23 protein-coding genes are annotated in these 24,088 nt (G+C 72.1%); 13 read left to right on the top strand and 10 right to left on the bottom strand.

What is annotated here, in order from left to right; genetic code table 11:
• Positions 1-89: 89 nt before the first annotated feature.
• Positions 90-1,121, top strand: a complete 1,032-nt coding sequence (locus IF43_RS0114240) for an ATP-binding protein (RefSeq protein WP_030199572.1) — start codon at positions 90-92, stop codon at positions 1,119-1,121.
• Here the strand turns inward: IF43_RS0114240 and IF43_RS0114235 are convergent.
• Positions 1,093-2,403, bottom strand: coding sequence for a hypothetical protein (locus IF43_RS0114235; protein ID WP_030199571.1), 1,311 nt, complete (start codon positions 2,401-2,403; stop codon positions 1,093-1,095). The two genes, IF43_RS0114240 and IF43_RS0114235, sit on opposite strands and share 29 nt — an antisense overlap.
• Before the next feature lie 235 nt (positions 2,404-2,638).
• On the opposite strand from IF43_RS0114235, the gene IF43_RS0114230 reads away from it, so the two are divergent.
• From IF43_RS0114230 to IF43_RS42670, 6 genes are all read left to right on the top strand, one after another.
• Entirely contained in the window at positions 2,639-5,050 is a 2,412-nt protein-coding gene (locus IF43_RS0114230; protein ID WP_324605107.1) for a SulP family inorganic anion transporter, read from the top strand.
• A gap of 193 nt (positions 5,051-5,243) precedes the next feature.
• Positions 5,244-7,199, top strand: coding sequence for an acetate--CoA ligase (gene acs, locus IF43_RS0114225; protein WP_030199569.1), 1,956 nt, complete (start codon positions 5,244-5,246; stop codon positions 7,197-7,199).
• A 229-nt stretch (positions 7,200-7,428) separates the two neighbouring features.
• Entirely contained in the window at positions 7,429-8,916 is a 1,488-nt protein-coding gene (gene nhaA, locus IF43_RS0114220; protein ID WP_051795326.1) for a Na+/H+ antiporter NhaA, read from the top strand.
• Between the two features lie 74 nt (positions 8,917-8,990).
• Positions 8,991-9,449: a phage holin family protein gene (locus tag IF43_RS0114215; protein WP_030199567.1), complete on the top strand. Its 459-nt coding sequence runs from the start codon at positions 8,991-8,993 to the stop codon at positions 9,447-9,449.
• Positions 9,446-10,405 (top strand): alpha/beta fold hydrolase, encoded by a 960-nt coding sequence (locus tag IF43_RS0114210; RefSeq protein WP_030199565.1) that lies wholly within the window; start codon positions 9,446-9,448, stop codon positions 10,403-10,405. The genes IF43_RS0114215 and IF43_RS0114210 overlap by 4 nt, the downstream gene beginning before the upstream one ends.
• Positions 10,406-10,535: 130 nt before the next feature.
• A complete protein-coding gene (locus IF43_RS42670; RefSeq protein WP_078910144.1) occupies positions 10,536-10,715 on the top strand; it encodes a hypothetical protein in 180 nt (59 codons plus the stop codon).
• Positions 10,716-10,750: 35 nt separating this feature from the next.
• On the opposite strand, the gene IF43_RS0114205 is transcribed toward IF43_RS42670, so the two are convergent.
• The 3 genes from IF43_RS0114205 to nth form a co-directional block, all read right to left on the bottom strand.
• A complete protein-coding gene (locus IF43_RS0114205) occupies positions 10,751-11,950 on the bottom strand; it encodes a MarP family serine protease (RefSeq protein WP_030199552.1) in 1,200 nt (399 codons plus the stop codon).
• Between the two features lie 31 nt (positions 11,951-11,981).
• Complete coding sequence (locus tag IF43_RS0114200; RefSeq protein ID WP_030199551.1) at positions 11,982-12,695, bottom strand: CoA pyrophosphatase; 714 nt, start codon at positions 12,693-12,695, stop codon at positions 11,982-11,984.
• Between the two features lie 82 nt (positions 12,696-12,777).
• Entirely contained in the window at positions 12,778-13,572 is a 795-nt protein-coding gene (gene nth / locus IF43_RS0114195) for an endonuclease III (protein ID WP_051795310.1), read from the bottom strand.
• On the opposite strand from nth, the gene IF43_RS42665 reads away from it, so the two are divergent.
• The 3 genes from IF43_RS42665 to IF43_RS0114185 all read left to right on the top strand — a co-directional run bounded on the left by IF43_RS42665 (position 13,553) and on the right by IF43_RS0114185 (position 15,789).
• Positions 13,553-13,747 carry a hypothetical protein gene (locus IF43_RS42665; protein ID WP_051795308.1) on the top strand — a complete coding sequence of 65 codons (195 nt, stop codon included), beginning with the start codon at positions 13,553-13,555 and terminating at the stop codon, positions 13,745-13,747. The two genes, nth and IF43_RS42665, sit on opposite strands and share 20 nt — an antisense overlap.
• Positions 13,748-14,113: 366 nt before the next feature.
• The gene (locus tag IF43_RS0114190) at positions 14,114-14,788 is read left to right on the top strand and encodes a Crp/Fnr family transcriptional regulator (RefSeq protein ID WP_017947815.1); all 675 of its coding nucleotides are present in this window, start codon (positions 14,114-14,116) and stop codon (positions 14,786-14,788) included.
• Between the two features lie 122 nt (positions 14,789-14,910).
• Positions 14,911-15,789, top strand: a complete 879-nt coding sequence (locus IF43_RS0114185) for a nucleotidyltransferase domain-containing protein (protein ID WP_234332162.1) — start codon at positions 14,911-14,913, stop codon at positions 15,787-15,789.
• Between the two features lie 4 nt (positions 15,790-15,793).
• Here the strand turns inward: IF43_RS0114185 and IF43_RS0114180 are convergent, their stop codons facing one another.
• The 5 genes from IF43_RS0114180 to IF43_RS40675 all read right to left on the bottom strand — a co-directional run bounded on the left by IF43_RS0114180 (position 15,794) and on the right by IF43_RS40675 (position 18,605).
• A complete protein-coding gene (locus IF43_RS0114180; RefSeq protein WP_030199526.1) occupies positions 15,794-16,075 on the bottom strand; it encodes a ribosomal protein L7/L12 in 282 nt (93 codons plus the stop codon).
• A 38-nt stretch (positions 16,076-16,113) separates the two neighbouring features.
• Positions 16,114-16,962: an MBL fold metallo-hydrolase gene (locus IF43_RS0114175; RefSeq protein WP_030199518.1), complete on the bottom strand. Its 849-nt coding sequence runs from the start codon at positions 16,960-16,962 to the stop codon at positions 16,114-16,116.
• Complete coding sequence (locus IF43_RS0114170) at positions 16,959-17,900, bottom strand: NUDIX hydrolase (RefSeq protein WP_030199515.1); 942 nt, start codon at positions 17,898-17,900, stop codon at positions 16,959-16,961. The genes IF43_RS0114175 and IF43_RS0114170 overlap by 4 nt, the downstream gene beginning before the upstream one ends.
• Positions 17,901-17,982: 82 nt before the next feature.
• On the bottom strand, positions 17,983-18,447 hold the full coding sequence (locus IF43_RS0114165) for a RidA family protein (RefSeq protein ID WP_030199511.1): 465 nt from the start codon (positions 18,445-18,447) through the stop codon (positions 17,983-17,985).
• A complete protein-coding gene (locus IF43_RS40675) occupies positions 18,444-18,605 on the bottom strand; it encodes a DUF4177 domain-containing protein (RefSeq protein WP_107048484.1) in 162 nt (53 codons plus the stop codon). Before IF43_RS40675 ends, IF43_RS0114165 begins: the two co-directional genes overlap by 4 nt.
• 69 nt (positions 18,606-18,674) lie before the next feature.
• On the opposite strand from IF43_RS40675, the gene IF43_RS0114155 reads away from it, so the two are divergent.
• The gene (locus tag IF43_RS0114155; RefSeq protein WP_030199502.1) at positions 18,675-19,655 is read left to right on the top strand and encodes an ArsA-related P-loop ATPase; all 981 of its coding nucleotides are present in this window, start codon (positions 18,675-18,677) and stop codon (positions 19,653-19,655) included.
• Positions 19,652-20,920: an ArsA family ATPase gene (locus IF43_RS0114150; protein WP_030199499.1), complete on the top strand. Its 1,269-nt coding sequence runs from the start codon at positions 19,652-19,654 to the stop codon at positions 20,918-20,920. The genes IF43_RS0114155 and IF43_RS0114150 overlap by 4 nt, the downstream gene beginning before the upstream one ends.
• 97 nt (positions 20,921-21,017) lie before the next feature.
• On the opposite strand, the gene IF43_RS0114145 is transcribed toward IF43_RS0114150, so the two are convergent.
• Complete coding sequence (locus IF43_RS0114145; RefSeq protein ID WP_030199497.1) at positions 21,018-21,368, bottom strand: WhiB family transcriptional regulator; 351 nt, start codon at positions 21,366-21,368, stop codon at positions 21,018-21,020.
• A gap of 395 nt (positions 21,369-21,763) precedes the next feature.
• Here IF43_RS0114145 and IF43_RS0114140 point away from each other — a divergent pair, with 395 nt between their 5' ends.
• Positions 21,764-24,040: a transglycosylase domain-containing protein gene (locus IF43_RS0114140; RefSeq protein ID WP_030199494.1), complete on the top strand. Its 2,277-nt coding sequence runs from the start codon at positions 21,764-21,766 to the stop codon at positions 24,038-24,040.
• Positions 24,041-24,088 lie beyond the last annotated feature (48 nt).

Below are 24,088 nucleotides of genomic sequence, written 5' to 3'. Positions count from 1 at the left end.
ACGCACCCATAGCACCGCACCCCGCCCCGAGTGGCCTTCTTCACTCGGTTCGACCACTGCGAGCGATCGAGTCGCTACCCTTGGTGAACATGAAGATCGCTTTCGTAGGAAAGGGCGGCAGCGGCAAGACCACCCTGTCCTCCCTCTTCGTCCGCCACCTCGCGGCGGCGGGCGCCCCCGTCGTGGCGGTGGACGCCGACATCAACCAGCACCTGGGCGCCGCCCTCGGCCTCTCGGACGAGGAGGCCGCCGCGCTGCCGGCCATGGGCGCGCGACTGCCGCTGATCAAGGAGTACCTGCGGGGCGCGAACCCGCGGATCGCCGCCGCCGACTCGATGATCAAGACGACCCCACCCGGAGCCGGCTCGCGCCTGCTGCGGATCCGCGAGGACAACCCGGTGTACGAGGCCTGCGCCCGCACCCTGCACCTCGAGGGCGGCCCGGTCCGGCTGATGGCCACCGGCCCCTTCACCGAGGCCGACCTGGGTGTGGCCTGCTACCACTCGAAGGTCGGGGCGGTGGAGCTGTGCCTGAACCACCTGGTGGACGGCCGCGGCGAGTACCTGGTCGTCGACATGACGGCGGGCTCCGACTCCTTCGCGTCGGGGATGTTCACCCGGTTCGACATGACCTTCCTGGTCGCCGAGCCCACCCGCAAGGGCGTGTCGGTCTACCGCCAGTACAAGGAGTACGCACGGGACTTCGGCGTGGCGCTGAAGGTCGTCGGCAACAAGGTGCAGGGCCCGGACGACGTGGACTTCCTGCGCGCCGAGGTGGGGGACGACCTGCTGGTGACGGTCGGGCACTCGGACTGGGTGCGCGCCATGGAGAAGGGGCGCCCGCCGCGGTTCGAGCTGCTGGAGGCCGCCAACCGGGACGCGCTGGCCGCCCTGCGGGAGGCGGCGGACGGCTCGTACGAGCGGCGGGACTGGGCGCGGTACACCGAGCAGATGGTCCATTTCCACCTGCGCAACGCCGAGAGCTGGGGCAACGCGAAGACCGGGGTCGACCTGGCGGCGCAGGTCGACCCCGGCTTCGTCCTTCACGAGCGGCTCGCGGAGGAGGGCGCCGACGGCCTCGCCGGCGCGGCGGTCAGCCCTCTTCCTGTTCCTGCCGGCTGACGGCGGGGGCTCCGGGCGCGGCCGGCTTCGGAGCGGCCGGACCCTTGGTCATGAACGTCGGCCAGCCGTCCTTCGGCGCCTCGCCCACGTCCAGGGTGCGCAGCCGCTCCAGGGTCCTCGGGTCCTGCACGTCGAGCCAGTCGACGAGCTCCTTGAAGGGCACGCAGCGCACCTCGGGCTGGGTGCAGACGCTCTTGATGGTCTCCTCGACGGCACGCATGTACGTGCCGCCGTTCCACGACTCGAAGTGGTTGCCGATGATCAGCGGCGCCCGGTTGCCCCGGTAGGTCCGGTCGAAGGCCTTCAGCAGGCCGTCACGCATCTGGTCGCCCCAGTACTCGTGCTGCGAGGGGTCGCCCTGGGTGGTCGTGCCGGACTGGTTGACCAGGTAGTTGTAGTCCATCGAGAGGGTCTCGAAGGCCCGGCCGGGCATGGGGACCAGTTGGAGCGGCACGTCCCACAGGCCCTCGGTCCTCTTGGGCCAGACCTGCTTGCTGATGCCGCTGGAGTCGTAGCGGAAGCCCATCGTCTTGGCGGCCCGCATGAAGTTCTTCTGGCCCTCGAGGCAGGGGGTGCGGGCGCCGATCAGTTCCTTGTCGTAGTCGAAGGGGAGGGCCTTCTCCTCCTTCAGGCCCGAGTTGGTCTTCCAGCTCTTGACGAAGGACTTGGCCTGGTTGATCTCGCTCTTCCACTCCTCGACCGACCACGTGCCCACGCCGCCGTCCGGGCCGCAGAAGTGCCCGTTGAAGTGGGTGCCGATCTCGTTGCCCTCCAGCCAGGCGCCGCGTAGCTGCTCCGCGGTGTCCTTGATGCCCTGGAGGTCGCCGAAGCCGATGTCGGAGCGGCCCGGGTCGTGCTGCGGCGCGGTGTACAGGTCCCGCTTCTCCTCGGGGAGCATGTAGACGCCGCTGAGGAAGTACGTCATGCGGGCGTGGTACTTCTTCCCGACCTCGCGGAAGTGCGAGAAGAGCTTCTGGCTGTCCTCGCCTGCGCCGTCCCACGAGAAGACCACGAACTGCGGCGGCTTCTCACCGGGCTTCAGCTTCTCCGGCAGCGCCACGTTGGGCTGCCCGCCGGTGTACGAGGTCGAGCCGTCGCCGATCAGCCTGAGGACGCTGCCCGGTGCGGGCGCGGCGGGAGCGCCGGGTCTGCCCCCGGCGCCCGCGCCCGGATGCCCGGCGGCCGGGCGCCTGGCGGGTTCCGAACTGCTGCAACCCGCGACGCCCAGCGCCAGCGCCGTGGCCACCAGGCCCCCGGCGATCTTCTTCGAGGCGGCCATCATCCGCCCACCCTCTTCCTTGCCGTGTTCCGCGTTGGGGTGCCGCCGTCTCGGCGCGCGTCCGCAACGTCCCACGCAAGGAAGCCAAACGAAGATATGACAAGCCGGACAAAATGCTTAATCACCCGAGAGTGGGAACTCTTCATCCGTTTGCGGCTTATATCCCACCGGGTTCTTTACTCTCCATTACGGTTCGTTTACCGACTGTTGAGCTTTGCTTGGGAGGAGCCGTGTACCCGTGTCTGATCGCTCGTCTGATCTCTCCGCGTCGATCGCGGTCTTCCTGATCGCCCTGCCGCTCTCGCTGGGCATCGCCCTGGCCACCGGAGCCCCGCTCCAGGCCGGGCTGGTCGCCGCAGCGGCGGGCGGCATCGTGGCCGGCCGGTTCGGTGGCGCACCGCTGCAGGTCAGCGGCGCCTCGGCCGGCCTCACCGTGGTCACCGCCGAGCTGATCCACCGCTACGGCTGGCGCACCACCTGCGCGATCACCGTGCTGGCCGGCGCGGCGCAGCTGGGCCTGGCCCTGCTGCGCACCGCCCGCTCCGCGCTGGTGGTCAGCCCCGCCATCGTGCACGGCATGCTCGCCGGCATCGGCGTCACGATCGTGGTGGCGCAGCTCCACATCGTGCTGGGGGGAACGCCCCAGAGCTCCGCGATCGCCAACGTGCGGGAGCTGCCGGCACAGCTGGCCGACCTCCACCCGGGAGCGCTCGCCGTCAGCACGCTGACGATCACCGTGCTGCTGGTCTGGCCCCGGCTGCCCGGGCGCGCCGGGCGGCTGCTGCGCAAGGCGCCCGCCGCCCTGGCCGCCGTAGCCCTGGCCACGGCGGCGGCCACCGCGGCCGGGCCCGGCCTGCCGCGCGTCGACCTGCCGTCCTGGCGCAGCCACGCCCTGCCGGAACTCCCCGACGGCCCCGTGCTGGGCATCCTCGCCGCCGTGGTCGCCGTGACCCTGGTGGGCAGCGTCGAGTCCCTGCTCTCCGCCGTGGCCACCGACAAGCTCATCGCCGCCCAGCGCGCCACGACCGACCGGCCGCGGCGCGCCTCGCTCGACCGGGAGCTGCGCGGCCAGGGCCTGGCCAACATGGCCTCCGGCGCACTGGGCGGGCTGCCGGTGTCGGGTGGCGCCGTCCGGAGCATCACCAACGTCAAAGCGGGCGCCACGAGCCGGCGTTCGACCATATGGCACGGCGTGTGGGTGCTGCTGGCCGCAGCCGTGCTGGTACCCGTACTGGACCTGATCCCGTTGGCCGCCCTCGCCGCGCTGGTCCTGGCGGTGGGCGTGCAGATGGTCAGCATCACCCACATCCGCAACGTCACGCGCCACCGCGAGGCCCTGGTGTACGCCGTGACGACGGTGGCCGTGGTCCTCGCCGGCGTGCTCACCGGCGTCGCCGTCGGCATCGGCGTGGCGATCGCGGTGGCCCTGAACCGGCTCGCCCGGACCCGCATCACCCTGGAGGCCCACGAGGGGGTGCACCGGGTGTGCGCCCGCGGCCAGTTGACCTTCCTGGCGGTGCCCCGGCTGAGCCGGGTGCTGAGCCAGATCCCGCAGGACGCCGTCGTCGTACTCGAACTGGACGGATCCTTCATGGACCACGCGGCGTACGAGACCCTCCAGGACTGGGAGGACGCACAGCTCGCCCACGGGGGCCGGGTCACGGTCACCGGCCGCACCCCCCGCCCCGCCGCCGGGTCGGCCGAGGCGGCGGCCGGCGGCGGGGCCCCCGCCGGCAGGAGCGCGCACGGAGCCAAGGGCCCGCACCACTGCTGCCGTCCGTGGACGCCGTGGCACGCGGTGCAGAACCACTGCGAACACCGCAGGGCCCCCGCCGCGGCGCCGCGGCACCGCGCGGGCCGACTGGCCACCGGCATCAGCGCGTTCCAGCGCGACACCGCCCCCCTGGTGCGCGGCGAGCTGGAACGGCTGGCGCGCGAGGGCCAGCAACCCTCCCAGCTCTTCCTGACCTGCGCCGACTCCCGCCTGGTCACCAGCATGATCACCGCCAGTGGCCCCGGCGACCTGTTCACCGTGCGCAACGTGGGGAACCTGGTGCCGCTCCCGGGGTCCGAGTCCGGGGACGACTCCGTGGCCGCGGCCATCGAGTACGCGGTGGACGTGCTCCAGGTGGAGAGCATCACGGTCTGCGGCCACTCCGGCTGCGGGGCGATGCAGGCCCTGCTCACCACGCCGCCGGACCTCCCCCCGACCCCGCTGCGCCGCTGGCTGCGGCACGGCGCCCCCAGCCTGGAGCGGATGTCGAGCCGCCACCACCGCTGGGCCCGGATCTCCGGCCGGCTGCCGGCGGACGCGGTCGAGCAGCTGTGCCTGACCAACGTCGTGCAGCAGCTGGAGCACCTGCGTGCACACGAGTCGGTCCGCCGCCGGCTCGCCGACGGCACCCTCGAACTGCACGGGATGTACTTCCACGTGGGCGAGGCCCAGGCGTACCTGCTGGCGGAGGCCGACGGCTTTTTCGAGCCGCATGTGTTCACCAGCGTGGACCCGCACGACACCGCCTCCGACCTGCCCGGGAACCCGGAAGGGGCCCCTTCCGGCGCCCTGGCGGCGGCCAGCACCGGCGCGGGCCGGACCGAGGCGATCCGGCCGATCGAGCGGGACTCGGCACTTGAACAGGCCACCGCCTGAACCGGAGCACCCCGTCGTACGTGAGACCGTATGGCCCTCCCCGCACCCTGCAGCGGGGAGGGCCTTCCGCTGCGCACGTCCACCGTCCGGCTACAGGTCTAAACCAATTTCCGGTTACCCCTTGTCACCCGGGCCCGTGCCTGATGAGCTATGACCCGGGACACAACGGACACCCTGGGAAAGGGAGATGTCGGTGAGCAACGAAAGCCTGGCCAACCTGCTCAAGGAGGAGCGGCGGTTCGCACCGCCCGCCGGTCTGGCCGCCCACGCCAACGTCACGGCGCAGGCGTACGAGGACGCCGCGGCGGACCGGCTGGGCTTCTGGGCCACCCAGGCCCGGCGGCTGACCTGGGCCACCGAGCCGACCGAGACGCTCGACTGGAGCAACCCGCCCTTCGCGAAGTGGTTCGCCGACGGCAAGCTCAACGTGGCGTACAACTGCGTGGACCGCCACGTGGAGGCCGGCCACGGCGACCGCGTCGCCATCCACTTCGAGGGCGAGCCCGGCGACAGCCGCAGCATCACCTACGCCGAGCTCAAGGACGAGGTCTCCCGGGCCGCCAACGCCCTGACCGAGCTGGGCGTCGAGGCCGGCGACCGGGTCGCGGTCTACCTCCCGATGATCCCCGAGGCCGTCGTCGCGATGCTCGCCTGCGCCCGCGTCGGCGCCGCGCACTCGGTGGTCTTCGGCGGGTTCTCCGCCGACGCCGTCGCCTCCCGCATCCAGGACGCCGACGCCAAGCTCGTCATCACCGCCGACGGCGGCTACCGCCGCGGCAAGCCGAGCGCCCTCAAGCCCGCCATCGACGAGGCCCTGGACAAGTGCCCGCAGGTCCGCAACGTGCTGGTGGTACGCCGCACCGGCCAGGACACCGCCTTCACCGAAGGCCGCGACGTCTGGTGGCACGAGCTGGTCGGCCGCCAGTCCACCGAGCACGCCCCGCAGGCCTTCGACGCCGAGCACCCGCTGTTCATCCTCTACACCTCGGGTACGACGGGTAAGCCCAAGGGCATCCTGCACACCTCCGGCGGCTACCTCACCCAGGCGGCCTACACCCACCACGCGGTCTTCGACCTCAAGCCGGAGACCGACGTCTACTGGTGCACCGCCGACATCGGCTGGGTGACGGGCCACTCGTACATCGTCTACGGCCCGCTGGCCAACGGCGCGACCCAGGTCATGTACGAGGGCACCCCCGACACCCCCCACCAGGGCCGGTTCTGGGAGGTCGTGCAGAAGTACGGCGTCACGATCCTCTACACCGCGCCGACGGCCATCCGCACGTTCATGAAGTGGGGAGACGACATCCCCGCCAAGTTCGACCTGTCGAGCCTGCGCATCCTGGGCTCGGTGGGCGAACCGATCAACCCCGAGGCGTGGATCTGGTACCGGGAGCACATCGGCGGCGGCCGCTGCCCGATCGTGGACACCTGGTGGCAGACCGAGACCGGCGCCATGATGATCTCCCCGCTGCCGGGCGTCACCGAGACCAAGCCCGGCTCGGCCCAGCGCCCGCTGCCCGGCATCGCCGCCACCGTGGTGGACGACGAGGCCCACGAGGTCCCGAACGGGGGCGGCGGCTACCTCGTGCTGACCGAGCCGTGGCCGTCCATGCTGCGCACCATCTGGGGTGACGACCAGCGGTTCATCGACACCTACTGGTCCCGCTTCGAGGGCAAGTACTTCGCCGGCGACGGCGCGAAGAAGGACGACGACGGCGACATCTGGCTGCTCGGCCGCGTCGACGACGTGATGCTCGTGTCCGGCCACAACATCTCGACCACCGAGGTCGAGTCCGCGCTGGTCTCGCACCCGGCGGTCGCCGAGGCGGCCGTCGTGGGCGCCGCCGACGAGACCACCGGCCAGGCCATCGTCGCCTTCGTGATCCTGCGCGGCACCGCCAGCGAGGACGAGGGCCTGGTCGCGGAGCTGCGCAACCACGTGGGCGCCACCCTCGGTCCGATCGCCAAGCCGAAGCGGATCCTGCCGGTGGCCGAGCTGCCCAAGACCCGCTCCGGCAAGATCATGCGCCGCCTGCTGCGCGACGTGGCCGAGAACCGCGAGCTGGGTGACGTCACCACGCTGACCGACTCCTCGGTGATGTCCCTGATCCAGGACAAGCTGCCGAGCGCCGCCAGCGAGGACTGATCCCGGCACAACGCCACGGAGGGCGTCCGGCGCACCACGCGCCGGATGCCCTCCCGGCATTTAGGGTGAAGATCGTCCGATATGACCTCGCGAGAGCGCACCCTGTAAAATCAAGGAAGCGTCAATATTCAAGGCGCTGAAGTCTCAGGGTGAGCCGGGAAGTCTGGTCGGCAACTGCCGTTGCCATGCCGTCGACCACCGGAGGTGCCCCACCGTGGCCTCGCCCTCGCTGCCGCCCTCCCCCACCGGCACCCCCGCCGACCCGGCCTCCGAAGACCGCTCCGGCCGCCGGTTCCTTGGCCTCCTCTCCCTGCCCGAGCGCCGGTACGTCGCCGACGCCCTGCGCACCGAGACGGTCGGTGGCGTCCTGCTCCTGGCGGCCGCGGTCGCCGCCCTGCTGTGGGCGAACATCCCGGCCCTCGCCGACAGCTACACCACCGTCAGCGACTTCCACTTCGGCCCCGCGGCCCTCGGGCTGGACCTCTCCGTCCAGCACTGGGCCGCCGACGGGCTGCTCGCGGTGTTCTTCTTCGTGGCCGGCATCGAGCTCAAACGCGAGCTCGTCGCGGGCGACCTGCGCGACCCCAAGGCCGCCGCCCTCCCGGTCATCGCGGCCGTCTGCGGCATGGCCGTACCCGCCCTGGTCTACACCCTGGTGAACACCATCGGGGGCGGCACGCTGGACGGCTGGGCCGTGCCCACCGCCACCGACATCGCCTTCGCGCTCGGCGTCCTCGCCGTCATCGGCACCTGGCTGCCCTCCGCGCTGCGCGCCTTCCTGCTGACCCTCGCCGTGGTGGACGACCTCTTCGCCATCCTGATCATCGCGATCTTCTTCACCAGCGAGATCCGCTTCCCGCAGCTCGTCGGCGCGTTCCTGGGCCTGGCCCTGTTCTGGTTCCTGCTGCGCAGGGGGGTGCGGGGCTGGTACGTGTACGTGCCGCTGGCGCTGGCCGTCTGGGGCCTGATGTACAACAGCGGCGTCCACGCCACCATCGCCGGCGTGGCCATGGGCCTGATGCTGCGCTGCACCCGCGCCGAGGGCGAGGAGCAGTCCCCCGGCGAGCACATCGAGCACCTGGTCCGACCGCTCTCCGCCGGCTTCGCGGTACCGCTCTTCGCGCTCTTCTCCGCCGGCGTGACCCTCTCCGGCGGGGCGCTCGCCGAGGTGTTCACCCGCCCCGAGACGCTGGGTGTGGTCCTCGGTCTGGTGGTGGGCAAGGCCGTCGGCATCTTCGGCGGCACGTGGTCGGCGGCCCGCTTCACCCGGGCGTCGCTCAACCCCGACCTGCAGTGGCCCGACGTCTTCGCCGTGGCCTCCCTGGCCGGCATCGGGTTCACGGTGTCGCTGCTGATCGGCGAGCTCGCGTTCACCGAGGACGCCGTCCTGGCCGACGAGGTCAAGGCCGCCGTCCTCATGGGCTCCCTGATCGCCGCCGTGCTCTCCGGGATCCTGCTCAAGCTGCGCGACCGCACGTACCGGGCGCTGACCGCGGCCGAGGAGCTCGACGAGGACCAGGACGGCATCCCCGACATCTACGAGCAGGAGAACCCGGCCTACCACCTGCGGATGGCCGCGATCCACGAGGCCAAGGCGGCGGAGCACCGGCGCCGGGCGCAGCTGGCCGCCCGAGGGACCGGCGGCGCGGCCGGAACCACGGGACCCGCGGCCGGATCGGCCACCGCGTCCAGCGCCGACGGCGACAGTCCGGCATGATCTGACAGCAGGCCTCCCCCGGCTACCGCGGGGAGGGACCCCAGGACGAGCCCGGACGAGTGAGGGAGACAGCGATGAGCGCAGTGGGCCAGGAGCCGCAAGAGGTGGAGCGCAGTCTCGGCCAGCTGGTCGCCGTCGCCACCGCCGAGATGTCGGCCCTCGTGCACGACGAGATCGCCCTCGCCAAGGCCGAGATCCGCGAGGACGTCAAGCGCGTGGGCATCGGCGGTGGCGCGATCGGCGTCGCCGGCACGCTGGCGCTGTTCGCGGTGCCGGTGCTGAGCTTCGCCGCGGCGTACGGGATCCACAACCTCGGCCTCGGACTGGCCTGGTCCTTCCTGATCGTCGGCGGCGTGTTCCTGCTGGTCGCCGGCGTGCTCTCGCTGTTCGCCGTCTCCAAGCTCAAGAAGATCAGCCCGCCGGAGAAGTCGATCGCCTCCATCAAGGAGACCGCGGCGGTCGTCAGCACCGTCAAGCCGCACCCGCGGCCGGTCAGTGCCAAGGCCGTGGGTGTGGCACGCTCGTCCTCATGACGGCCCCGACACCCGACCCCGGCACCCCGCCCACCGCCGCCACGGCGGTCCGGCTCGACCTCCCTGACGGGAGGAAGGTGCTGCACCGCGACGTGGCGGCCAACGGTGCGCGCTTCCACGTCGCCGAGCTCGGCGACGGGCCGCTCGTCCTGCTCCTGCACGGCTTCCCGCAGTTCTGGTGGACCTGGCGCCACCAGCTGACCGCGCTGGCCGACGCGGGCTACCGGGCCGTGGCGATGGACCTGCGCGGGGTGGGCGGCAGCGACCGCACCCCCCGCGGCTACGACCCCGCCAACCTCGCGCTGGACATCACCGGGGTCGTACGGTCCCTCGGCGAGCCCGACGCCGCCCTGGTCGGCCACGACCTGGGCGGCTACCTCGCCTGGACCGCGGCCGTGATGCGCCCCAAGCTGGTGCGCCGCCTTGTGGTCTCCTCGATGCCGCACCCGCGGCGCTGGCGCTCGGCGATGCTGGCCGACTACACGCAGAGCCGGGCCGGGTCGCACATCTGGGGCTTCCAGCGGCCCTGGCTGCCCGAGCGACGGCTGGTCGCGGACGGCGGCGCCCTGGTGGGCGACCTGATCCGGGACTGGTCCGGCCCGCGGCTGCCCGAGGACGAGGACGTACGGGTCTACCAGCGCGCCATGTGCATCCCCTCCACCGCGCACTGCTCGATCGAGCCGTACCGGTGGCTGGTCCGCTCGATGGCCCGCCCCGACGGCGTGCAGTTCTACCGCCGGATGAAGCGTCCGGTGCGGGTGCCGACGCTGCACCTGCACGGGTCGCTGGATCCGGTGATGCGCACCCGCAGCGCCGCGGGCTCCGGCGAGTACGTCGAAGCGCCGTACCGCTGGCGGCTGTTCGACGGCCTCGGGCACTTCCCGCACGAGGAGGACCCGGTGGCCTTCTCGACGGAGCTCGTCAACTGGCTGAAGGACCCCGAGCCCGACCGCTGAGGGTCCGACGGGGATCCGTCGGACCCCGTGTTGAACACGCGTACGTCGAACGTTCACATGCCCCGCGCATAGGCCAATTGGCCCTCCCCCGCACGGTTACGGACCATGAGGCCCGGGCAGACGTCGAAGTATGGGCTGGACGCACGACTACGGTGACTCCGCACGCAACCGCCGCTCAGCAGCGCCGCTGGGCTCCCACGAGAGGGTCGGCGGCCCCGCTGAGGGCCCCGACCCACGCCTCGACATCCCGCGTATCCTGCGCCGCCGGGCCCGCTGGGTCTCGGCCCGGCTGCGGCATACCCGCAGCTAGGGCGCAGGAGGACCGGCCCGGCTCCGGGACGCGCCTCAGAGGGCGCAGCCCTCGCTCGTGACGCGGCGGGTGGCCAGCTGGCCGTCCTGGATGTCGTCCCGGATCTCGTCGGCCGTCAGGGCGTACCCCGTGTTCGGGTCGTCCAGGGACTTCGCGAAGACCACGCCGTACACCTGGCCCTCGGGGGTCAGGAGCGGGCCGCCGGAGTTGCCCTGGCGCACCGTCGCGTACAGCGAGTAGACGTCACGGCGGACCGTGCCCCGGTGGTAGATGTCCGGGCCGTTGGCGTTGATCCGGCCGCGCACCCGGGCGGCGCGCACGTCGTACGAGCCGTTCTCGGGGAAGCCGGCCACGATCGCGCCGCTGCCGCTGCGCGCGTCGGGCTCGGTGAACTCCAGCGGGGGCGCCTTGAGCTTGGGCACGTCGAGGACGGCGATGTCGCGCCGCCAGTCGTAGAGCACGACCTTCGCCTCGTACAGCCGCCCCTCACCGCCTATCTGCACGGTGGGCTCCGAGACGCCGCCGACGACGTGGGCGTTGGTCATGACGCGGTGCCGGGCGAAGACGAAGCCGGTGCCCTCCAGCACCTTGCTGCAGCTCGGCGCGGTGCCCACGACCTTGACGATGGAGCGCTTGGCGCGCTGCGCGACGGGGCTCCGGGCAAGGGCCGGGTCGGGCGCCCTCACTTCGGTGATGGGCTCGTTGGAGAACGGGCTGAAGACCTGCGGGAAGCCGTTCTGCGCGAGGACGGAGCTGAAGTCCGAGAACAGCGTGCCCGCCTGTTGCGGCATCAGCTGGGAGACCCCGTACAGCACCTGGGACTTGTTGGCCTGCTTGCCGAGGCTGTTGGTCGGGTTGCCCGCCAGCGCGGATCCGATGAGCCACGCCACCAGCAGCATGGCGACCACGTTGACCAGCGCGCCGCCCGTGGCGTCCAGCGCACGGGCGGGCGACCAGGTGATGTGCCGCCTGAGCTTGTTGCCCAGGTGGGTGGTGAAGGCCTGGCCGATCGAGGCGCAGATGATCACCACGACCACCGCGACGATGGCGGCCGTCGTGGTCACGGCGGCCTCGTCCGTGACCTGGTTCCAGATCAGCGGCAGCACGGACACCGCGATGAGGCCGCCGCCGAGGAAGCCGATCACGGACAGGATGCCGACGACGAACCCCTGGCGGTAGCCGATGATCGCGAACCACACGGCGGCGACCAGCAGGAGGATGTCCAGCACGTTCAGCTGGTCGAGCACGTTCACGTGGGCCACCGTCTCACGAGAGCCGGTCGAGCGGGACCTCCCGGGTGCGGTCCCAGGGCCGCTCCCAGCCGGCGTAGTGCAGGATCCGGTCGATCAGTCCGGCGGTGAAACCCCAGACCAGAGCCGATTCGACCAGGAATGCCGGGCCCTGGAAGCCGCTCGGGTGCACGACCGTGGCGCGGTTGGCCGGCTCCGTGAGATCCGCCACGGGCACCGTGAAGACCCGGGCGGTCTCGGCCGGGTCCACCACCCCGACCGGGCTGGGCTCGCGCCACCAGCCGAGCACGGGGGTGACCGCGAACCGGCTCACCGGGATGAAGAGCTTCGGCAGCACGCCGAAGAGCTGCACCCCGGCCGGGTCCAGCCCGGTCTCCTCCTCGGCCTCGCGCAGCGCCGCGCGCAGCGGGGCGCCGTCCTCCGGATCGCCGTCCTCCGGATCGAGGGCGCCGCCGGGGAAGGAGGGCTGCCCGGCGTGCGAGCGGAGCGTTCCCGAGCGTTCCATGAGCAGCAGCTCGGGGCCCTGGGCGCCGTCGCCGAAGAGGATCAGGACGGCGGACTCGCGGACGTCGTCGCCGGCGGGCGGCAGGAACCTGCTCAGCTGGGTCGGCCGGACCGTGCGCGCCGCCTCGACCACCGGGTCCAGCCACGACGGCAACCCGGCGGTGGACAGCCCCGTCCGCGTGGATTCGGTGGATCCGGACCCGCCGGCCCGTGTCGCCCCTGTCATCGGCTCCCCGTTCGCTGTACTGCCCCTGACGGCCTCAACGCCGCCGGAGGCCCGATTCGTTCCTCCCCCGGTGCGGACCGGGTCAGTCGGCCGCGGCGGCGCCCAGCGGGGCGGCCGGCCTGCCCGGGTAGTCCGGGGGCGGGCTCAGCCGCTGGCCGGGCTGGCCGCCCATCTCGTACTTGAGCAGCTTCTTCGCCTTCTCCGGGTCGGTCTCGCCCTCCCCGTACGCCGGACACAGGGGGGCGATCGGGCAGGCGCCGCAGGCCGGCCGGCGGGCGTGGCAGATCCGCCGGCCGTGGAAGATCACCCGGTGCGAGAGCATCGTCCACTCGCTCTTCGGGAAGATCGCGCCGATCTCCGCCTCGACCTTCTCCGGGTCCTCCTGCGCGGTCCACTTCCAGCGCCGCACCAGACGGCCGAAGTGGGTGTCCACGGTGATGCCGGGCCGGCCGAAGGCGTTGCCCAGCACGACGTGGGCGGTCTTGCGGCCCACGCCGGGAAGGGTCACGAGGTCCTCCAGCCGGCCCGGCACGGTGCCGCCGAAGTCGTCCCGCAGGGCCGCGGACAGGCCCAGCAGCGAGCGCGCCTTGGCCCGGAAGAACCCGGTGGGCCGGATGATCTCCTCCAGCTCCTCGGGCACGGCCGCGGCCATGTCCTCGGGCGTCGGGTACTTCGCGAAGAGGGCCGGGGTGGTCTGGTTCACCCGCAGGTCGGTGGTCTGGGCCGACAGCACGGTGGCGACCAGCAGCTCGAAGGGGTTGCGGAAGTCCAGCTCGGGGTGGGCGTACGGGTAGACCTCGGCCAGCTCGCGGTTGATCCGGCGGGCGCGCCGCACCATGGCGAGGCGGGACTCCGGCTTGGCCGCTCCTGCCGTCACGGCCGGCGCGGCCGCCGTCTTCCTGGTCGCCGTCCGGGTGGCCGCCGTCCGCCCGGCCGCCGTCTTGGCGGTCTTCGTCGCCGTCGTCGCCGTCTTCGCGGTCTTCGTCGCCGTCGTCTTCGTGGCCCTCGCCGTCGCAGGGGCCGGTACGGCCTTCTTCGCTGCTGCCATGTGACGAAGGCTACGCCCGGCCGCCGACAGGACCGGGCCGTGTCCGCAAAGTGGCACCGCCGCGGCAGGGGAGTGGTTCCGAACGCCCCGGACGGCTTCCGAAATCACTCCGCCCCCACTGTTCGCCCAGAGCGGAATCGCCTGGCATGATGGCGCCCACAGGCCCTTCCGCCCACGCCCGGCGGCCTCTTGGCCCCCGGGACCCGCCCGCGCCCCCCCTCCGCGGTGGCCCGAACAGCCCATCGATTCGCCCCCGGCGGCACAGCACACCCGGTTCGTCCGGCATCCTGTGATTGATCGCACTGTTTGCAGCGTCCGGCAAAATGGGGAGCACGGTCCCCTGATGCAGGTCGACATAGGAGAGAGACTCGTGGACGACGTTCTGCGGCGCGCCCCGCTCTTCGCGGCGCTCGATGACGAGCAGGCCGCGGAGCTCCGCGCCTCCATGAGCGAAGTGACCCTCGCCCGCGGCGACGCCCTCTTCCACGAGGGCGACCCGGGTGACCGGCTGTACGTGGTCACCGAGGGCAAGGTCAAGCTGCACCGCACCTCCCCCGACGGGCGCGAGAACATGCTCGCCGTCCTCGGCCCCGGTGAGCTGATCGGTGAGCTTTCGCTCTTTGACCCGGGCCCGCGTACGGCCACCGCCACGGCGCTGACCGAGGTCAAGCTGCTCGGCCTCGGCCACGGCGACCTCCAGCCGTGGCTCAACGCCCGCCCCGAGGTGGCCACCGCCCTGCTGCGCGCCGTGGCCCGGCGCCTGCGCAAGACCAACGACCAGATGTCCGACCTGGTCTTCTCCGACGTGCCGGGCCGTGTCGCCCGCGCCCTGCTCGACCTCTCGCGCCGCTTCGGCGTGCAGTCGGAGGAGGGCATTCACGTCGTCCACGACCTCACGCAGGAGGAGCTGGCCCAGCTGGTCGGCGCCTCCCGCGAGACCGTGAACAAGGCCCTGGCCGACTTCGCCCAGCGCGGCTGGCTGCGCCTGGAGGCCCGTGCCGTGATCCTGCTCGACGTCGAGCGCCTGGCGAAGCGGTCCCGCTGACGCGTCCCGCACCCCGCCGCGACACCGAAGGCCCCGCCCACTCGGGCGGGGCCTTCGGCGTGCTCGCGCGTGGTTCGAGGGCCGCGAAAAGGCCGCGCGGCACAGTGGGGCCCATGGACACAATGGGGCGCGTGGAGCACAGGGGACTGGACGGGCAGGGGTTCATCGAGCGCGAGGGCTCATTCGCCCGCATCGGGGCCGAGTTCCAGGGCCTCGTCGCCGACGCGCGCGACCGCATCGTGAAGACGTACGGCCGGCGGCTGCACAGCGCCTACCTGTACGGCTCGCTGCCGCGCGGCACCGCCCGCCCCGGCCGCTCGGACCTCGACCTGCTGCTGGCCCTGCACGGGGAGCCCACGGCGGCGGACCGGGAGGCCGCCGCCGACCTGGCCGCCGACCTCGACTCCGCCCACCCCGTCGTCGACGGGGTGGGCCTCCTGCTGTTCGGCAAGGAGCGGCTGCTCAGCGAGGCGGAGCGGTACGACCTGGGCTGGTTCGTGGCCTGTCTGTGCACCCCGCTGCTCGGGGCCGACCTCGCCGAGCACCTGCCCCGGTACCGGCCCGACGCGCTGCTGGCCCGCGAGACCAACGGCGACCTGGCCGACCTGCTGCCGAAGCTGCGGCAGCGGATCGCGGAGGCCGAGCGCGCGGGTGCGGGAACGGTCGCCGTCGCGGGTGTGACCGGCAGCGGAGCCGGGGGGCCCGGCGACGCGGCGTACCGGCGGCTGGTGCGCGGCTGGTCCCGGCAGCTGGTCCGGACCGCCTTCACGCTGGTCATGCCCCGGTGGGGCGGCTGGACCAGCGACCTGGGGCGGCAGGCGGAGGCCTTCGCGGAGTACTACCCCGAGCGCGCCGGGCAGCTGCGCGAGGCGGCCCGGCTGGCACTGGAGCCGACGGCCGACCCCGCCGTGCTGCACGCGTACGCCGAGGACCTCGGACCGTGGCTGGCGGCGGAGTACGCCGCCGTGATCGGGGTGAAGTCCCCGCGGCCCGCGGGGTGAGGGCTCAGTAGTCGAGCGCCTCGACGGCGTCCTTGGCCTCCTTGAGGCCCGCTCCCGTGATCCGCCGGTACTCCTTGATGGCCTCGATCTCCTTGTTCTTGCGCAGCAGGTCCCGGACCACGTCCAGGCCCGCCGGCTCCGGCTCCTCGATGCCGAGGTGGGCCATGATCAGGTCGAGCTTGTACTCGACCCGGGCGGTCTTCCGGGCCACCTCCCGGACCTTCTGGTTGACGTGGGCCGTTATCCAGTTCACGGCGAGGACGAGGGCGATGACGGCGAAGATCATGCAGGGAGCCTAAGTGACCGGCGGACAGCCCGGACAGGTCAGTAGCCGGGCGGCCCCGGGATCAGACCGTGCTCGCGCAGGTACTCCAACTGCGCCCGCACCGACCACTCGGCCGCCGGCCACAGCGACCGGTCCACGTCCGCGTACACGTGGGCCACGACCTCCGGGGCCGTGGTGAAGCCGTCCTCCACCGCCGTCTCGACCTGCGCCAGCCGGTGCGCCCGGTGCGCGAGGTAGAACTCGACCGCGCCCTGGGCGTCGTCCAGCACCGGCCCGTGCCCCGGCAGCACCGTGTGCACGCCGTCGTCGACCGTCAGGGAGCGCAGCCGCCGCAGCGAGTCGAGGTAGTCGCCCAGCCGTCCGTCGGGGTGCGCCACCACCGTCGTCCCGCGTCCGAGGATCGTGTCCCCCGTCAGCACGGCCCCGTCGGCGGGCAGATGGAAGCAGAGCGAGTCGGCGGTGTGCCCGGGCGTGGGGACCACCCGCAGCTCCAGACCGCCGACCCGGACGGCCTGGCCGGCCGCGAGGCCCTCGTCGCCCAGCCGCAGGGCCGGGTCGAGGGCCCGTACCTTCGTCCGGGTCAGCTCGGCGAAGCGGCCGGCGCCCTCGGCGTGGTCGGGGTGCCCGTGGGTCAGCAGCGTGAGGGCGACCCGCTTGCCGGCCGCCTCGGCGGCCGCGACCACCGCGCGCAGGTGCGCCTCGTCCAGCGGGCCCGGGTCGATCACCGCGGCCAGCTCCGAGTCGGGCTCGGAGACGATCCACGTGTTGGTGCCGTCCAGCGTCATGGCGGAGGCGTTCGGCGCAAGGACGTTGACCGCCCGGGCCGTCGCCGGCCCCGAGACCACGGCACCACGGGGCTGGCCCGGCAGCGCGGCGGCGTCCGTCATGACGCACCTCCCGTCGTCCCCACCCGCTTGGTGAACTCGTCGTGGCCCGGCCAGCTGAGCACCAGCTCGCCCCCTTCCAGCCTGGCCTGCGCCAGCACCGGTGTCAGGTCCTGGCCTTCGGCGGCCGCGAGGGCGTCGGCGGCACTCCCGTACGGCTCCAGGGAGCGCAGGGTCGAAATGGTGGGCGGCATCATCAGCAGCTCGCCCCGGTCGTACCCCGCGGCTGCCTCGGAGGGGCGGATCCAAACGGTCCGGTCGGCCTCGGTGGAGGCGTTGCGGGTGCGCTGGCCCTCGGGGAGGGCGGCCACGAAGAACCAGGTGTCGTAGCGGCGCGGCTCGAACTCGGGGGTGATCCAGCGCGCCCAGGCGCCCAGGAGGTCGGAGCGCAGCAGCAGGCCGCGGCGGTCGAGGAAGTCGGCGAAGGAGAGCTCGCGGGCCACCAGGGCCTGCCGGTCGGTCTCCCAGTCGTCCCCGGTGGTGTCGTCGACCACGGTGTCGGCCGTCGGGCCGGCGAGCAGGACGCCCGCCTCCTCGTACGTCTCCCTGACCGCGGCGCACACGATGGCCTGGGCGGTGGCGGGCTCGGTGCCCAGGCGCTTCGCCCAGTGGTCGAGGGCGGGTCCGGCCCAGCCCACCAGGTGGTCGTCGTCGCGCGGGTCGACGCCGCCGCCGGGGTAGGCGTACGCGCCGCCGGCGAAGGCCATGGAGGCGCGGCGGCGCAGCATGTGGACGTCGGGGCCGTCGGCGGCGTCGCGCAGCAGCATGACGGTGGCCGCGCGCTTGGGGGCCACGGGCGTCAGGCTGCCGTCCGCGAGGGCGCGGATGCGGTCGGGCCACTCCGGCGGGTACCACTGGCCGCCGGCGGGGGCGGGGCCGGGTGTCTGCTGGTCCTGCTCGCCGTGCGGGCCGCGCTGCCCGTTCGTCTCACCGTTCGACATGGGCGGAGCCTACGGCGATCCGGCGGGATGTTCGAGGGGGTCCCGGGGACGCGTCCCCGGGACCCCCTCGGTGGCGGCAGCGTCAGTCCGCGACTTCCACCTGGAACTCGACCTCGACGGGCGCGTCCAGCGGCAGGACCGCGACGCCGACGGCGCTGCGGGCGTGCACGCCCTTCTCGCCGAGGACCTCGCCGAGCAGCTCACTGGCGCCGTTGATGACGCCGGGCTGGGCGGTGAAGTCGGGGGCCGAGGCGACGAAACCGACGACCTTCACGACCCGCACGATCTTGTCCAGGTCACCGATGACGGACTTCACGGCGGCCAGCGCGTTCAGGGCGCAGGTCGCCGCGAGCGCCTTGGCCTCCTCGGCGGAGACCTCGCCGCCGACCTTGCCGGTCAGCGGGAGCTTGCCCTCGACCATCGGGAGCTGGCCCGCGGTGTAGACGTACGCGCCGGAGCGGACGGCCGGCTGGTAGGCGGCCAGCGGGGGCACGACCTCGGGGAGCGTCAGTCCGAGCTCGGCGAGCTTGGCCTCGACAGCGCTCATGCCTGCTTCTCCCGCTTCAGGTAGGCGACCAGCTGCTCGGGGTTGTTCGGCCCGGGCACGACCTGGACGAGCTCCCAGCCGTCCTCGCCCCACGTGTCGAGGATCTGCTTCGTGGCGTGGACCAGCAGCGGGACCGTCGCGTATTCGAACTTCTTCATAGCAGGGGAGCGTAATACCTGGACGAGGGCTCATGCGCAGCCCGAAAGGCGAGTGGTTAGGCTCGACGCGTGAGCAGGCTCCAGGTGGTCAGCGGCAAGGGCGGCACCGGTAAGACCACGGTCGCCGCAGCACTCGCGCTCGCCCTCGCGACCGAGGGCAAGCGGACACTTCTCGTGGAAGTCGAGGGCAGGCAGGGGATCGCGCAGCTCTTCGGCACGGAGGCGCTCCCGTACGAGGAGCGGAAGATCGCGGTGGCGCCGGGCGGCGGGGAGGTGCACGCCCTGGCCATCGACGCCGAACGGGCGCTGCTCGACTACCTCCAGATGTTCTACAAGCTCGGTTCGGCCGGACGGGCGCTGAAGAAGCTCGGCGCCATCGACTTCGCCACCACCATCGCCCCCGGTCTGCGGGACGTCCTGCTGACCGGCAAGGCCTGCGAGGCGGTCAAGCGCAAGGACAAGGCGGGCCGCTTCGTCTACGACCACGTGGTGATGGACGCGCCGCCGACCGGCCGCATCACCCGCTTCCTGAACGTGAACGACGAGGTGGCGGGGCTGGCGCGCTTCGGCCCCATCCACAACCAGGCCCAGGCGGTGATGAAGGTCCTGAAGTCCCCCGACACGGCCGTGCACCTGGTCACCCTGCTGGAGGAGATGCCGGTGCAGGAGACCTCCGACGGCATCGACGAGCTGCGGGCCGCGGGCCTGCCGGTGGGCCGGGTCGTGGTCAACATGGTGCGTCCGCACCATCTGGACGAGGAGGCCCTGCGGGCCGCCTCGGGCGAGCGGCGCGGCGAGGTGGCGCGGGCGCTGTCCCGGGCGGGGCTGGGCGCGGCGCGCCGCGGCGGCCCGGCCGAGCGGCTGGTGGACCCGCTGCTGGAGCAGGCCGCGGAGCACGCCGAGCGGGTGGAGCTGGAGCGAGAGCAGCGTGCCGTGCTGGCGGGGCTGGGCGTGGACGCGTACGAACTGCCGCTGCTGGGCGGCGGGATGGAGCTCGCCGGGCTGTACGACCTGGCGGCGGAGCTGCGGAAGCAGGTGAGCGCCGCGTGAGCAGTGCGCTGAGGACTCCCCCGTTGCTGGACGTGGACGCGCTGCTGGACGACCCGGAGACCCGGATCGTGGTGTGCTGCGGCGCGGGCGGGGTGGGCAAGACCACGACCGCTGCGGCCCTGGGCGTACGGGCGGCCGAGCGGGGGCGCAAGGTGGTGGTGCTGACCATCGACCCCGCGCGGCGGCTGGCGCAGTCGATGGGGATCGACGTGCTGGACAACACCCCGCGGCCGGTGGCGGACGCGGGTGCGGCCGGTGGCGCGCTGCACGCCATGATGCTCGACATGAAGCGGACCTTCGACGAGATCGTCGAGTCCCACGCGGACCCCGACCGGGCCCGGGCGATCCTGGAGAACCCCTTCTACCAGTCCCTGTCGGCCGGTTTCGCCGGCACGCAGGAGTACATGGCCATGGAGAAGCTGGGCCAGCTGCGGGCGCGCGAGGACTGGGACCTGATCGTGGTGGACACCCCGCCGAGCCGGTCCGCGCTGGACTTCCTGGACGCGCCGAAGCGGCTGGGGTCGTTCCTGGACGGGAAGTTCATCCGGGTGCTGATGGCGCCGGCGAAGGTGGGCGGCCGGGCCGGGATGAAGTTCCTGAACGTCGGCATGTCGATGATGACCGGCACCCTGAGCAAGCTGATGGGGGGCCAGCTGCTGAAGGACGTGCAGACCTTCGTGGCGGCGATGGACACCATGTTCGGGGGCTTCCGCACCCGCGCCGACGCCACGTACCGGCTGCTGCAGGCGCCGGGGACGGCCTTCCTCGTGGTCGCGGCGCCGGAGCCGGACGCGCTGCGCGAGGCGGCGTACTTCGTGGAGCGGCTGGCCGCGGACGACATGCCGCTGGCCGGGCTGGTGTTGAACCGGGTGCACGGCAGTGGCGCCGACGGGCTCTCGGCGGAGCGGGCCCTGGCAGCCGCGGAGAATCTTGAAGAAGGCGGCATTGTCGATCAGGAGTCCGGGAAAGCTGGACTTCGTGACTCCACCGCCTCGGACGCTCCCCCGCATGGCGGTGGTGGCCCCACGAACGGATCGGCCGGCACGAGCGGCGCCTCGGACGCCGACCTGATCGCCGCCGGGCTGCTGCGCCTGCACGCCGAACGCATGCAGGTGATCGCGCGCGAGCAGCAGACGCGCGACCGCTTCACGTCACTGCACCCTGAGGTGCCGGTGGCCGAGGTGGCCGCCCTGCCCGGCGATGTGCACGACCTCGCCGGGCTTCGGGCCATCGGTGAGCGGCTCACGACCGGTCAGCGGGGCTGATCGGACACGAGCGTGGGAGGAGCTCCGGGGACGCCCGGAGGGACCGGTCCGTCCGCGGTGGAGCGCGTCCGCCCGCGAAGGGGTACCGGTGCCGGGTCTACCCGGCCGCCGCGTACGTCTCGTAGGCGACGTCCGCCTCCTCGTCGGCATCCATTCCGAGGATGCCGGTGCTGCGCTCGTACTCCGTACGAGCGGTCTCCAGCAGTCGCCGCCAGGAGGTCACGGTCGGGCGCCTGCGCAGCAGTGCGCGCCGCTCCCGCTCGGTCATGCCGCCCCAGACACCGAACTCGACGCGGTTGTCGAGCGCGTCCGCGAGGCACTCGGTCCGCACCGGGCAACCGGTGCACACCGCCTTGGCCCTGTTCTGCGCTGCACCCTGTACGAACAACTCATCCGGATCGGTAGTGCGGCAGGCTGCCTGCGCACTCCAGTCGGTAACCCAGCCCATTACGGCGCCGTCCTCTCCCGAATCGAGGCTCCCCCACGGCGGTAGCGGCATATTCACCGCTGCCAGTTGAGGACGTTACGGAAGGCGGGCACAGCGCAACACCCCCGACGGGCCCAATCTTGAATGGTCCGAACGGACTATGCGTAAGCGGCAGATCACCCGACGGAGTGACGCGGCGACATGACGGGCCATTCCGGCGATTCGGGACAAGCCGGTCGTCTCACAAGGGGCGCCGTGCGACGGATGCGGGGCATTCGGACATATGTCCACCCGCTTCGGAAAGGGTGAATGTCATGCCGAAGGGTTGATCTCCCCCCGCACTGCTGTGACAGTTGAGGGCAGCTTAGGCCAAGGCATGCACGCGTGTCCGGGGAATGAGAACGTAGGCTTCCCCCATGCCAAAGAAGCGCTCGGGCGGAGGTCTCACCGGGACCCAGCAGGCCGCCAAGTTCCTCGGGGTGTCCGCGCTGGCCGGCGTCGTGCTCGCCGGCATCGCGATTCCCGGTGCGGGCGTGCTCGGTCTCGCGGCCAAGGGCACGGTCGACGGGTTCGACGAGATTCCCGCCAACATGAAGACCCCGCCGCTGAGTCAGCGCACGAACATCCTCGACGCCGAGGGCGGTCTCATCGCGACCGTCTACTCGCGGGACCGGAAGGTCGTGCCGCTCACGGCCATCTCCCCGTACATGCAGAAGGCGATCGTCGCGATCGAGGACTCGCGCTTCTTCGAGCACGGGGCGATCGACGTCAAGGGCATCCTGCGCGCGGTCAACCGCAACGCGCAGGAGGGCGGCGCCGCCCAGGGCGCCTCGACGCTCACGCAGCAGTACGTGAAGAACGTCTTCGTCGAGGAGGCCGGCGACGACCCGGCCAAGGTCGCCGAGGCGCAGCAGAAGAGCCTCGGCCGCAAGGTGCGCGAGCTGAAGTACGCGATCCAGGTCGAGGAGGAGCTCGGGAAGAAGAAGATCCTCGAGAACTACCTCAACATCACCTTCTTCGGGCAGCAGGCCTACGGCATCGAGTCCGCCTCCCAGCGCTACTTCAGCAAGCCGGCCCGCGACCTGACGCTGGCCGAGTCCGCCCTGCTGGCCGGACTCGTCCAGTCGCCCAGCCGGTACGACCCCGTCAACGACACCGAGGAAGCCACCAAGCGTCGCAACACGGTGCTCCAGCGCATGGCGGAGGTGAAGGACATCTCGCAGGCCGAGGCCGACGCGGCCAAGGCCACGCCCATCAAGCTGAAGGTGACCAAGCCCAAGAACGGCTGCATCACGGCCGTCAGCGGCGCCGGCTTCTTCTGCGACTACGTGCGCGCGGTGTTCCTCTCCAACCCCGTCTTCGGCAAGACGCGCGAGGAGCGGGCCAAGGTCTGGAACCGCGGCGGCCTGACCGTCCGCACCACCCTGGACCCGCAGTCCCAGGAGGCGGTCAACGCCTCCATCAAGGACCACGTCAACCAGGACGACAAGGTCGCCACCGCCGTGACGCTCGTCCAGCCGGGCACCGGCCGGATCCTCGCCATGGGCCAGTCGAAGCCGTACGGCTTCGGCACGAACGAGACGCAGATCAACTTCTCCGTCGACAAGCGCATGGGCGGATCGAGCTTCGGCTTCCCGACCGGTTCGACGTTCAAGCCCTTCGTCGCCGCCGCCGCCATCGAGCAGGGCGTCTCGCCGGGCAAGGTGTACCAGTCGCCGCACGACATGCCGTACCCGAGCCCGGTGCAGAGCTGCAGCGGCTCGCCGTGGGTCAACACCGGCGACACGGTCGAGAACGAGTCGGAGTCCGAGGTCGGCCCGTACGCACTGCGCGAGGCGATGGCCAAGTCGGTCAACACCTACTTCGTCGAGATGATCAGCGACATCGGCCTCTGCCCGGTGACGACCATGGCGAAGAAGCTCGGCGTCATCCCCGCCAACGGCGAGAAGCTGAAGGAGGTGCCCTCCATCGCGCTGGGCACCGAGGGCATGTCCCCGCTGACCATGGCCAACGCGTACGCGACCTTCGCCAACCGCGGCACGTACTGCACCCCCGTGGCCATAGAGTCCATCACCGACCCGCACGGCAAGGCCATCGCGGTGCCGAAGTCGCGCTGCGACCGGGTCATGTCCGAGAAGACCGCCGACACGATCAACACCCTGCTGCGCGGCGTGGTCGACTCCGGTACGGGTGCCCAGGCGGGTCTGAGCGACCGCGACAGCGCGGGCAAGACGGGTACCACCGACTCCCGCTACAACGCCTGGTTCGTGGGCTACACGCCGAACATGGCGGGCGCGACCTGGGTCGGCTCGGGCGGCGCCAAGCAGATCTCGATGGAGAACATCTACATCGGCGGCCAGTACTACGAGAAGGTCTACGGCGGTGGCGTCCCCGGCCCCATCTGGCGTGACGCGGTCTCGGGCGCACTGGCCGGGCGCGAGGTCATGCAGTTCGTGACCGTCCCGCTGCCGGAGTCCCCGGACCCGGCCGGCGGCAGCAAGGGCAAGGGCAAGAACAAGGGCAAGAAGCACAAGCCCGGCCGCGGCGACGACAAGCCCGGTCGCGGCGGAACCGGTGGCGACACGGGCGGCACCGACACCGGCGGCGCCGACGGCGGCGGCAACGGCGGGGACGGCGGGATCACCTTCCCCGACCTCCCCACCGACCCGGGCCTGATCGGCGGGACCCCGTAGGACGCGGGGCACGACGAAGGGAGGGGCGCCCCGGCCTGACGGCCGGGG

The organism is Streptomyces sp. NRRL S-87 (assembly GCF_000719335.1).
Taxonomy (GTDB): Bacteria; Actinomycetota; Actinomycetes; order Streptomycetales; family Streptomycetaceae; genus Streptomyces.
The sequence above is the reverse complement of the archived record's forward strand: the minus strand, read 5'-3'. Positions and strand labels throughout refer to the sequence as shown.